The 12377-nt window shown below is 69.6% G+C and carries 8 protein-coding genes; 7 read left to right on the forward strand and 1 reads right to left on the reverse strand.

All coding sequences use genetic code 11. The features are described 5' to 3' along the window. The 5 genes from JWN68_RS15425 to glgB all read left to right on the forward strand — a co-directional run. On the forward strand, positions 1–1545 hold a 1545-nt coding region (locus JWN68_RS15425; protein WP_297740477.1), incomplete at its 5' end, for a M36 family metallopeptidase. 70 nt (positions 1546–1615) lie between these two features. Continuing rightward, complete coding sequence (locus tag JWN68_RS15430; protein WP_297740479.1) at positions 1616–3589, forward strand: alpha-1,4-glucan--maltose-1-phosphate maltosyltransferase; 1974 nt, start codon at positions 1616–1618, stop codon at positions 3587–3589. Then, a complete protein-coding gene (gene treS, locus JWN68_RS15435; RefSeq protein WP_297740481.1) occupies positions 3586–5319 on the forward strand; it encodes a maltose alpha-D-glucosyltransferase in 1734 nt (577 codons plus the stop codon). The genes JWN68_RS15430 and treS overlap by 4 nt, the downstream gene beginning before the upstream one ends. Further along, entirely contained in the window at positions 5316–6761 is a 1446-nt protein-coding gene (locus JWN68_RS15440; protein WP_297740483.1) for a phosphotransferase, read from the forward strand. The genes treS and JWN68_RS15440 overlap by 4 nt, the downstream gene beginning before the upstream one ends. After that, a complete protein-coding gene (gene glgB, locus JWN68_RS15445) occupies positions 6758–8716 on the forward strand; it encodes a 1,4-alpha-glucan branching protein GlgB (protein ID WP_297740485.1) in 1959 nt (652 codons plus the stop codon). The genes JWN68_RS15440 and glgB overlap by 4 nt, the downstream gene beginning before the upstream one ends. A 36-nt stretch (positions 8717–8752) precedes the next feature. Here the strand turns inward: glgB and JWN68_RS15450 are convergent, their stop codons facing one another. Continuing rightward, positions 8753–9547, reverse strand: coding sequence for a hypothetical protein (locus tag JWN68_RS15450; RefSeq protein ID WP_297740487.1), 795 nt, complete (start codon positions 9545–9547; stop codon positions 8753–8755). Positions 9548–9724: 177 nt separating this feature from the next. Here JWN68_RS15450 and JWN68_RS15455 point away from each other — a divergent pair, with 177 nt between their 5' ends. Together JWN68_RS15455 and JWN68_RS15460 are read left to right on the forward strand one after the other, a co-directional pair. After that, positions 9725–11590, forward strand: coding sequence for a multicopper oxidase domain-containing protein (locus JWN68_RS15455; RefSeq protein WP_297740489.1), 1866 nt, complete (start codon positions 9725–9727; stop codon positions 11588–11590). 42 nt (positions 11591–11632) lie between these two features. Further along, on the forward strand, positions 11633–12376 hold the full coding sequence (locus JWN68_RS15460) for an NUDIX hydrolase (protein WP_297740491.1): 744 nt from the start codon (positions 11633–11635) through the stop codon (positions 12374–12376). Position 12377 lies beyond the last annotated feature (1 nt).

Raw genomic sequence — 12377 nt, forward strand, 5'->3', positions numbered from 1 at the left:
AAGGTCCTCCAGCGACAGTGCGCCCAGGCCACTGCCACCCAGACTCCCCGCACCGTGGAGACCTGCCCGGGCAACCGGCGCTGGGTGCAGCTGATGTTCGACTCGTTCCTGCTGCAGCAGGGGGCGACGTCCATGCTCGACGCCCGCGACGCCATGCTCGCCGCCGACCAGGCCCGTTTCGGTGGGGCCGACACCGGCGCCATGTGGGCCGCCTTCGCCCGGCGTGGGATGGGCACCGGAGCCAGCACGACAGCCGACAGCGACGAGCCGACACCGAGCTTCGCGACGCCGGCGGGACCCAACTCGATGGTCACGTTCCAGACCAACGGGGTCTCCAGGATCTACGTCGGAGACTACGAGGCTCGCGTCACGCCGATCGCCGACACCGACCCGGCGACCCCGCTCGGCGCCTCTGTGCCGTTCACGCCGGGGACCTACCAGATGACAGCGGTCTCCCCGGATCGTGGCTTCACCAGGTTCACCCTCACCGTGAGTGGTGCGACCTCGCAGACCGTGACGGTCGCCGACGACGTCAACGTGGCCAGCGCCGCGGCTGGTGCCACGGTGATCGGCGAGGACACTGACGCGAACCGCAATGCCGAAGCCCTCATCGACGGCACCGAGGGCACGACCTGGGGTGGCGTCCTGGCCCCCGAGGACAGTGTCGACGTCACCCACCCGCAGGTCGCTGTCGACCTCGCTGGTGGCATGCAGACGGTCCGCAGGGTCAACGTCAGCGCCTACCTCGTTCCCGCACCGGCCGGGCCGACAGACGTCCCGCTCATCGCCGGCGAGGCCGCCGAGGAGGATCCGGACTCGGGCTCTCGGTTCACCGCACTGCGCAAGTTCGCCCTCGAGGCGTGCACCGCTGACTGTGCGGCGAGCGGAGCGACGTGGACACGGTTCTACACCTCGGCGGACGACGCCTTCCCCAGCGTGCGCCCGCGTCCGGTGGCCCCCACCTTGCGGATGCGCCAGTTCGACGTACCCGACACGGAGGCCGCCGCCGTCCGGCTGGTGGCCCTGGAGAACCAGTGCACCGGCTTTGCGGGCTACGCCGGCGAGCTCGACAAGGACCCGTCGAACAGCACGGACTGCAAGGAAGCCTCCGACCGCGACTCGATCGTGCACGCCGCCGAGCTCCAGGTGTTCTCCACGGTCGGCTCGCCCACCGGCACCACGCCAGTGCCCGGCTCCACGTCCGGCACCACGCCGAGCCCGAACACGCCGTCGGCCGGCCGGACCGGCACCAAGATCAAGCTCCGTGTCTTCCGAGCAGTGCAGACGCCCGCCAACGCAGCACCGCAGCTGCGCGTGCGGCTGCGGCTGGACGGCCCCCGCGCCGCGCGACTCGGGAAGTTCATCGTGAAGCTGGACGGACGCCGCTACCGCGTGAAGACCGTGAAGGAGCTCACCATGAAGCTGCGGGTGAAGCGTCCGCTCGCCCCGGGCAAGCACCGGGTCCGGGTCTACTTCCGACCGTTCGACCGCACCGCCTTCGCCCCGGCGAAGTCGGCCAAGGTCACGTTGGTGGTCCGTCGCTGATGTCCCCCCGACGGGTGTGCCCCGACCCCCTCAGGTTGCGCCGGGCCCGGTGAGTCGCAAGTGTGGGCGCATGGTTGGACGCATACCCGTCATGGACGTCTCCCCCGTTGTCGACCTCGGTCGCCATCCGGCCAAGGCGACCGTGGGCGAGCCGTTGCCCGTGCGCGCCCTGGTCTTCCGGGAGGGTCACGACCGGCTCGGCGCCGAAGTCGTGCTCATCGACCCACAGGGCAACCGGCGCCCCCCGGTGCGGATGTCTGCGGTCGGCGCGGAGGTCCCCGACCTGTACGCCGCCTGGGTCACCCCCGACGTCGAGGGGGCCTGGACCTTCGAGATCCAGGCCTGGTCGGATCCCATCGCGACCTGGGAGCACGACGCGGGGCTCAAGATCCCGGCGGGAGTCGACGTCGAGCTGATGTTCACCGAGGCGCAGCTGCTGCTCGCCCGCGTGGTCGCCGAGGGCGGCCTCGACAAGCGTCAGACGGCACTCCTGAGTGCGGCTGCCCAGGCCGCCGAGGACGGTGACCGACCGGTAGCAGCGCGGCTCGCCGTCCTGCAGAGCCAGGAGCTCCACGACGTGCTCGTGGCGCACCCGCTCCGCGAGCTGGTCACCGTGGAAGGCCCCTATCCGCTCTACGCCGACCGCACCCGCGCACTCTTCAGCGCCTGGTACGAGTTCTTCCCCCGTTCCGAGGGCGCGACCCTCGACCCCACGAGCGGCAAGGTCACCACTGGCACCTTCCGCACCGCGGCCAAGCGTCTCGACGCCGTTGCCGAGATGGGCTTCGACGTCGTCTACCTGCCGCCGATCCACCCCATCGGGGAGGTCAACCGCAAGGGGCCCAACAACACGTTGACACCCGGTCCGACCGACCCGGGCTCTCCGTGGGCGATCGGCAGCAAGGACGGCGGGCACGACGCCGTCCACCCCGACCTGGGGACCCTCGACGACTTCGACGCCTTCGTGGCCCGCGCCCGGGAGCTGGACCTCGAGGTGGCGATCGACCTCGCCCTGCAGGCCGCCCCCGACCACCCGTGGGTCAAGACCCACCCGCAGTTCTTCACCACGCGCGCCGACGGCACCATCGCCTACGCCGAGAACCCGCCGAAGAAGTACCAGGACATCTACCCGATCAACTTCGACAACGACCCCTCCGGGATCTGCCGCGAGGTCCTGCGGATCGTGCGGCACTGGATGGCCCACGGCGTGCGCATCTTCCGCGTCGACAACCCGCACACCAAGCCGCTGCCGTTCTGGGAGTGGCTGCTGCGCGAGGTCCGACGGACCGACCCCGACGTCCTGTTCCTGTCCGAGGCTTTCACCCGGCCCGCGATGATGCACGGCCTGGGAGCGGTCGGCTACCACCAGAGCTACACCTACTTCACGTGGCGTACCACCAAGCAGGAGCTCGAGTCCTACCTCACCGAGGTCGCGACCGAGTCCGACCACGTCATGCGGCCCAACTTCTTCGTCAACACCCCCGACATCCTGCACGGCTACCTGCAGTACGGCGGTCCGGCCGCCTTCAAGATCCGCGCCGTCCTGGCGGCGTGCGGCTCGCCGAGCTGGGGCGTCTACGCGGGCTACGAGCTCTTCGAGCACGTCGCGGTGAGACCCGGCTCGGAGGAGTACCTCGACTCGGAGAAGTACCAGATCCGGGTCCGTGACTGGAAGCAGGCAGAGGCCGAGGGTCGGTCGCTGACGCCATACCTCACCCGGCTCAACGAGCTGCGTCGTCGCCACCCCGCCCTCCAGCTCCTGCGCAACCTGACGATCCACAGCAGCGACGACGACAACATCCTGGTCTTCTCCAAGAAGCACGGCGACGACGTCGTCATCGTGGTGGTCAACCTCGACCCCCACGCCACCCGAGAGACGGTGCTGCACCTCGACATGCCGGCGCTCGGACTGGACTGGCAGGACTCCTTCGTCGCCCACGACGAGATCACCGGGGCCGACTGGAGCTGGAGCCAGAACAACTACGTCCGGCTCGATCCCGGCCACGAGCCCGCCCACATCGTGACCCTGAGGAGCCCCCGTTGAGTGAAGCCCCTACGAAGCTCGTCAACCAGGGCTCGGACACCGAGTGGTTCCGCACGGCGGTGTTCTACGAGGTGCTGGTCCGGTCGTTCCGCGACTCCAACGGCGACGGGACCGGTGACTTCAAGGGCCTCATCGAGAAGCTGGACTACCTCCAGTGGCTCGGCGTCGACTGCCTCTGGGTCCCGCCGTTCTTCACCTCGCCGCTGCGAGACGGTGGCTACGACGTCGCGGACTACATCGACATCCTCCCCGAGTGCGGGACCACGGAGGACTTCCACGAGTTCCTCGACGAGTGCCACAAGCGGGACATCCGGGTCATCATCGACTTCGTCATGAACCACACCTCGGACGCACATCCGTGGTTCCAGGCCAGCCGGGAGGACCCGACCGGGCCGTACGGCGACTTCTACGTCTGGTCGGACACTGACGAGCTCTACCAGGACGCGCGGATCATCTTCGTCGACACCGAGCCGTCCAACTGGACCTGGGACCCGGTCCGCCAGCAGTACTTCTGGCACCGGTTCTTCCACCACCAGCCCGACCTGAACTTCGACAATCCCGCGGTCCAGGACGCGATCATGGAGGCGATGGCGTTCTGGCTCGACATGGGGCTCGACGGCTTCCGGCTCGACGCCGTGCCCTACCTCTTCGAACGCCCGGGCACCAACGGGGAGAACCTCCCCGAGACGCACGAGTTCCTCAAGAAGTGCCGCCAGTTCGTTGACGAGAAGTACCCCGGACGGGTGCTGCTGTGCGAGGCCAACCAGTGGCCGGCCGACGTCGTGGAGTACTTCGGTCCGCAGCTGAACGAGGAAACCGGCCGCTGGGTGGGTACTGAGTGCCACATGGCGTTCCACTTCCCGGTCATGCCTCGCATCTTCATGGCCGTCCGACGCGAGTCGAGGTTCCCGATCTCGGAGATCCTCGAGCAGACGCCGGCCATCCCAGACGGCTGCCAGTGGGGCATCTTCCTGCGCAACCACGACGAGCTGACCCTCGAGATGGTCACCGACGAGGACCGCGACTACATGTGGGGCGAGTACGCCCAGGACCCCCGGATGAAGGCCAACATCGGCATCCGCCGGCGTCTGGCGCCGCTGCTGGACAACGACGTCAACCGGATGGAGCTCTTCACCGCGCTCCTCCTGTCACTGCCGGGCTCCCCGGTGCTCTACTACGGCGACGAGATCGGGATGGGCGACAACATCTGGCTCGGCGATCGCGACGGAGTTCGGACGCCGATGCAGTGGACGCCCGACCGCAACGCCGGCTTCTCCTCCGCCAACCCCGGCAAGCTCCACCTGCCGGCCATCCAGGACCCCGTCTACGGCTACCAGTCGGTCAACGTCGAGGCCCAGCTCGAGAACTCGTCGTCCCTGCTCCACTGGACGCGGCGGCTCGTGCACGCCCGGCGTCGCCACCCCGCCTTCGGGCTCGGCACCTTCACCGACCTCGGCGGGTCGAATCCCACGGTCCTGTCCTACGTCCGCGAGCACGAGGCAGCCGACGGCAGCCGCGACGTCATCCTGTGCATCAACAACCTGAGCCGGTTCCCCCAGCCCGTCGAGCTCGACCTCAGGCACTGGGAGGGCATGGTGCCGATCGAGCTGCTGGGTGGCGTGCCCTTCCCGTCGATCGGCGAGCTGCCCTACCTCCTGACACTCGGGGGCTACGGCTTCTACTGGATGCGACTGATCGACGGCAATCCCGGCGAGGAGGGGCACGAATGACCGAGCAACACGGCAACGGGCGCCATGGCAACGGGCCGACCCACGGACTCAAGCACTACATCGACAGCGCCCGGTGGTTCGGGGGCAAGGGCCGCGACTGGGAGCTGGGGGACGTGCGCAGGGTCGGCACGCTGCCCGGCTCGACGCCCGACCTCACCGTCGTCATCGATCTTGCCGAGATCGCGTACGCCGAGGGCGAGCCCGAGTTCTACCAGGTGCCGCTAGCCCTCTACCCGGAGCCACAGGACCGCCTCGGGCACGCGTTGATCGACGTGATCGACACCGGCGACCGAGCCGTCACCTACGCCTACGACGCGCTGCACGACCGCGCCGCCATGTCGCTGTGGCTGGAGGCCTTCGCGTCCGCCGCGGACGGCAAGGTCACCGCCGACGACCTCGCCTTCCACCGGGTGGCGGGCCACGACCTCGACACCGAGGCGCACTCCACGCTCTTCACCGGCGAGCAGTCCAACTCCTCGGTGGCCTTCGGCGAGGACTCGCTGATGAAGGTCTTCCGCCGGGTCACCCCCGGCGTCAACCCCGACGTGTCCATCCACGAGGTGCTCACCCGCGCCGGTTCCGACCATGTCGCGGCGCTCTACGGGTGGCTCGACGTGGTCGACGAGACCACCGACTCCACGATCCAGCTGGCCATGCTGCAACAGTTCCTCCGCACCGCCAGCGACGGCTGGGAGCTCGCGCTCGCCAGCGTGCGCAACCTCTTCGCCGAGGGCGACCTGCACGCCGACGAGGTCGGGGGCGACTTCGCCGGCGAGGCAGCACGCCTGGGTCGCGCGCTCGCCGAGACCCACGAGACCCTTGCCGAGCACTTCCCGGTGTCCGTCCGATCAGCCGAGGAGATGGCCGACCTGGCAGCCGCGATGCGCCAGCGCCTCGCCAACGCCGTCGAGGTCGTGCCGGCCCTCGCCGAGCACGCCCCCGCTCTCGAGGCCACCTACGAGGCGCTCCGGTCCCTCGCCGACGTCCCGGTGCAGCAGATCCACGGCGACCTCCACCTGGGCCAGACCCTGCGGACCGTGAAGGGTTGGAAGATCGTCGACTTCGATGGCGAGCCGTCCAAGCCGCTCCACGAGCGCCTGCAGCCGGACTCGCCCTGGCGCGACATCGCCGGGATGCACCGCTCGTTCGACTACGCCCCTCGTGCAGTCACCATGACCAACCTCGCCTCCGAGCCCGAGCAGGCCGAGCGCGAGCAGCATGCCTACCGCGCCAACGAGTGGTCCACCCGCAACTCGCAGGCGTTCCTGGCCGCTTACGCCCAGCACGACCTCTCGGACTCCGAGCAGACCCTGCTTGCGGCGTACGTCGCCGACAAGGCCGTCTACGAGGTCGTCTACGAAGCCCGCAACCGCCCGAGCTGGGTGGACATCCCGCTCGGGGCGCTCGCCCGACTCGCCCGCGACCGCATGGAGGCACGATGACCCCGGACCGGCCAGCCCAGCAGCCCAGCCGCACGCCAAGCCGCACGCCCAGCCACAAGCCCAGCCATCGGGCCACCCCCGGCGAGCTCGACATCCACCTCATCCACGAGGGCCGCCACGAGGAGCTGTGGAAGGTGCTGGGCGCCCAGGTGGACGACGACGGCGTCGCCTTTCGCGTCTGGGCACCCAACGCCCTCGAGGTCCAGGTCGCTGGGGAGTGGGCCGGCTGGGACGGCGCCCGACACCCGATGACGCGCGTCGACGACTCCGGGGTCTGGAGCACCCATGTGGCGGACATCGGGGTCGGGGCGCAGTACAAGTTCCGCATCCGGGGCGCGGACGGCGCCTGGGTGGACAAGGCAGACCCGATGGCCCGCTACGCGGAGAAGCCACCCAGCACGGCCTCGATCGTGTGGGAGTCCGGCTACACGTGGAGCGACGACGAGTGGCTGGCCGCTCGCGCCACGGGAGAGCCCGTCGCGACCCCGATGTCGATCTACGAAGTGCACCTCGCGTCCTGGCGCAAGCACCTCGGCAGCCACGAGAACGGCGCCGGGATCTACAGCTGGCACGAGGTCGCCGACGCGCTCGTCCCCTACGTGCAGGACCTCGGCTTCACGCACGTCGAGCTGATGCCGGTGATGCAGCACCCGTTCGGTGGCTCGTGGGGCTACCACGTGACGTCCTACTTCGCCCCCGACTCCCGCTTCGGTGATCCCGACGGGCTCAAGCTCCTCATCGACCGCCTGCACCAGGCCGGCATCGGCGTCATCCTGGACTGGGTGCCCGGCCACTTCGCCACCGACCCGTGGGCGCTGGCCAGCTTCGACGGCACCCCGTTGTACGAGGACCCCAACCCGCAGCGGGGCTGGCACAAGGAGTGGGGCTCCCACATCTTCAACTTCGGCCGTCACGAGGTGCGCAACTTTCTCTACGCCAACGCGATCTACTGGCTCGAGGAGTTCCACGCCGACGGTCTGCGTGTCGACGGCGTCGCGTCGATGCTCTACCTCGACTACGCCCGCGAGCCGGGCGAGTGGAGCCCCAACAAGCACGGTGGCCGGGAGAACCTCGAGGCGGTGCAGTTCCTCCAGGAGATGAACGCGACCGTCTACAGGCGCGTCCCGGGCGTCGTCACCATCGCGGAGGAGTCGACCGCCTGGCCGAGCGTCAGCGGACCGACCTCACAAGGCGGGCTCGGCTTCGGCTACAAGTGGAATATGGGGTGGATGCACGACTCGCTCAACTACGTCGCGAAGGATCCGCTCTACCGCAGTCACCACCACGGCCAGATGACCTTCTCCCTGGTCTACGCCTATGCCGAGAACTACGTCCTGCCCATCAGTCACGACGAGGTCGTCCACGGCAAGGGCTCCTTGCTGCGCAAGATGCCCGGCGACCGGTGGAAGCAGCTGGCCAACCTCCGGGCCTACCTCGCCTACATGTGGGCACACCCCGGCAAGCAGCTGCTCTTCATGGGCTGCGAGTTCGGCCAGGAGTCGGAGTGGGCGGAGTCCCGCGAGCTCGACTGGTGGCTGCTGGAGCACCCCGAGCACGCCGGCGTCCACGCGATGGTCCGCGACATGAACCACGCCTACACCGCGTCCGGGGCACTCTGGGGCCGCGACGAGGTGCCCGACGGCTTTCAGTGGATCGACGCCAACGACGCCAACCGCAACGTCTTCTCCTTCGTCCGGCGATCCCCCGGCGAGCCGGACGTCGTGTGCGTGGCCAACTTCGCTGCGGTCCCCCACGAGGGGTTCCGGCTCGGTCTACCGGCAGCCGGCGCCTGGACCGAGATCCTGAACACCGACGCTGCGGCGTACACGGGATCGGGCGTGGGCAACCTCGGTGCCATCACCGCTGTCACCGGTGAGCACCACGGCCAGCCCGCCCACGCGGACATCGTCGTGCCACCCCTCGCGACCGTGTGGTTCCGCCGCGAGCCCGGCTGAGACCGGGCCCGCGGCGGCCTCTGGAGGGACTTCCCCTCACATGAGGTGGATGATCTTCAGCATGCCCATCAACGCGTGCGGCATGCCCTTCATGTGGGGGTCGGGGAAGAAGCACATGACGACGTAGTGGCCCGGCGGCAGGTCGTAGTCGACCGTCATGGAGCGTCCGGGGCTGAGGGACGCAGTCTCCATCCCGGCCCTCAGGAACGGCGGCGGGCCCTCCTCGGTCTGCAGGAACTCCAGGACTTCGTCCGCCGTGGTGCCCTCCTTCACCTGCTGGAGGACCACAAAGTGCGGAACGGTCCGGTCGGCGTTCTTGAACAGGAAGGTCCCCTTCGCCGGCAGCATCGAGGAGCCGCCCCACTTCGGGCCCGTCTTGCCGACGATCCTGCCGTCGACGTCGGGCATCGGCGCCTCCTTGACGGCGCCGGCACCGAAGTGGGCGAGGTCGCGGGACGCGAACGAGAACACGGTGTACTCGCCACCACCGGGCAGGACGACCGTGCCGCTCCCACCCGCCTCGAAGCCACCCAGGAACTGGACCCGGGCCAGGGCGCGCTTGAGGGCCTTCATGTCGCCCTTCCCGGCGGCTGCGAGGTCCTTCTTGAACTCACGATCCTCGTATCCCGCGTCCAGCTTGACGATCTCCGCGGCACCGGCGCCTCTGACAGTGACCTTGACCCTGCCCGCGTCCAGCCCTCGCGTGCCACGGACATTGATCGCCGTCTTGGCGACCTTGATGGTGATGGACTGCATGGCGGCCTCGGCACGCACGGCGGAGGCGGTGGTGGGCACCAGGAGTGGCGCCGCGACGAGGGTTGCTGCACACACCGCAGCAAGCCCCGTTCGAAGTGTCCTGCGCAACAGCATGAGCAAACTCCTCGGGAGATGGAAAGTGGCTCCTCGACTCATACCTTCTGGAGCCGTCCCATGCATCGCCAGCACAGGGTAGAAAGATCCACCGTGCTGGGGATGTCGAACGGTCGGGGCTCGGGGCACCCTGTCCAGATGAGCTCGAGACCCGGGACCCTGTGGGTCGCCCTGTGCCTGTCCCTTGCGCTGTCACTCTCGCTGTCCTTCGCGGCTGCCCCTTCGTCCCGGTCTCCGGGGGCGGACCCCTTCGCCGCCTCCGCTGCGTCGGCTCCGGGCGCGGCCACCATCGTGGTGGACCGCGGGTCAGCCAGCTTTTCCCCCGGCACCGTGGCCCTGGCGGGCGGCGGCACCCTGACGCTGGTCAATTTCGACATCCTTGACCACACCGTCACCTCGGTGGCGACCGACGCCGAGGGAACGCCCCTGTTCGACGTCCGGGTGGCGGCCGGGACGAGTGCCACGATCACCGGGGTCGAGGAGCTCGGGGAGGGCTCGTACGCCTTCTTCTGCAAGCTGCATCCCCAGATGCGGGGCACGCTCGTTGTGCAGGGCGGCGACGGCACGGCCACGCCGCAGCTACCCTCCTTCGATCAGCCGCTCGTCGTCCCCGACCGCGTCCGGGGCGCGGAGGTGACGCTCCAGATGCGGGAGGCGCGCGTGCGCATGCTGCCCACCGGACCTCGGACCCGGATGTGGACGTACGGCGGCAGCTACCCGGGCCCCACCATCGTCCGACCGGCGGGCGAGAAGACACGGGTGCGGTTCGTCCACCGGCTGCCCCCGCGGGCCGGGGCCATGACCGTGCACCTGCACGGGGACCACCACGCCCCCGAGCACGACGGACAGCCCACGACCGAGCTGGTGCGACCGGGGCAGTCCCGGACGTACGACTACCCGCTGACGTTCGGCGGGTTGCCCGCACCCAGCTCGTTCTTCTTCTACCACGACCACCGGATGGATCGGACCGCTCGGAACAACTGGCGCGGCCTCCAGGGCATGTTCCTGGTCGAGGACGCCGCCGAGTCGCGGTTGCGCCTGCCGGCCGGGCGCCGCGACGTACCGCTGATGATCTCCGACCGGTCGTTCCGCCGGGACAACTCGCTCACCAACCCGTTCGCCAACGGGGTGCGAATGGTCGGGCACCACGGCGAGATGGCGTGGGCGGGTCCGAAGGCGCCCCCCGACGACGCCACGGTCGGCACGCACGTGCTCGTGAACGGCCGCTATGCGCCGTACCTCCGCGTCAGCGCGACGCGCTATCGCCTCCGCCTGCTGAACGCGTCGCACTTCTCGGCGTACTCGATCGGCCTCAGCGACGGGCGCCCGCTGGTGCAGATCGGCACCGGCAACGGGCTCCTGCCCCGGCCGGTGGTCCGCGACCGGGTGCTGCTCGGTCCTGCCCAGCGGGCCGACGTGATCGTCGACCTCCACGGGGCGGCTGGTCAGGACCTGGTGCTCGACTCGGTCCCTGCCGCACCCGGACAGAGCGGGGACGACGCGAGGCCTGCTGCGCTCATGCAGCTGCGCGTGGGTGCCGAGGCACCCGACCGCTCACTGCTGCCGGCGCGCCTGCCCTCCCCCGAGCTCGTCCGGGCGCCGACCGGCGTGTCGAAGACGTGGACCTTCGGCCTGGATGGTCACGGCCACCGGGACCATGAGGACAGGGCCACCTTCTGGTCGGTCAACCACCGGGCGTTCGACCCCGAACGTGTCGACCACCGGGCCCGGCTGGGCACCGTCGAGCGGTGGCGGCTGCGCAACAGCAGCGACATGACGCACTACATCCACATCCACGGCGAGCAGTGGCGAACCGTCCTCCGCGACGGGAAGCGGCCCCCGCCCTGGGAGCGCGGGCTCGAGGACACCTGGCGGCTGGAGCCCGGCGAGGTCGTCGAGGTCGCTGCGCGCTTCGAGGACTACACCGGCCCGTTCATGATCCACTGCCACATGCTCGATCACGAGGACCACGGCATGATGGCGCGCTTCGACGTGGTGCGCTGAGGGCTCGCCTCCCCGTCGGGAGGCCCTCGCTAGGGTGGCGGGGTGAGCGAGTCGATCGACGTGATGACCGTGGCCGCCGGGATCGCCAGGCTGGCCTGGAGCCACGAGCACACGATCGACGACGTACGCCGAGAGGTCGCCGCCGCCCTGCGCGAGCACGGCCGGGTGGAGACCTGGGTGGACCCCGACGACCACGCGGCCCAGCGGATGGCGACGTGGTCGGGCATGCACCGAGAGGGCGTGATGCGCGGCGTGTCGGTCGATGACCAGGCCGTGGACCGCATCGTCTACTCCCGTCTCGCCACTGACGCGCCGCTGGACGAGCCCGGCGGTTTCCGCTCCCTCCTCAACTCGTTCCTCCCCCGCAAGCGCGCCATCAGTCAGCTCCTGGTCCGTGACGACCGGGAGCGCGTGCTGATGTGTCGTCTCACCTACAAGCAGGACTGGGACCTCCCCGGCGGCGTGGTGGAGGTGGGGGAGTCGCCCCGGCTGGCCGTGGGTCGCGAGGTCGAGGAGGAGCTGGGCCTCACGTTCTCGGTGGGCAACCTTCTCCTGACCGACTGGCTGCCCCCGTGGGGTGGCTGGGACGACGCGGTCTGCCTCGTCTTCGACGGCGGCACCCACCCCGAGTCGATCCTCGACCACGTGGTGAAGCAGGAGCGTGAGATCCGCGACGTCGCCTTCTGCACGCCCGAGGAGGTCCGCTCCCGGGCAGCGGACTTCACCGCGCGCCGCGTCGAGGCCGCACTGCGGGGCGACGCGGACTACACCGAGTCCGGCCGCTGAA

The sequence above is a fragment of the Nocardioides sp. genome (assembly GCF_025964975.1).
Lineage (GTDB): Bacteria > Actinomycetota > Actinomycetes > Propionibacteriales > Nocardioidaceae > Nocardioides.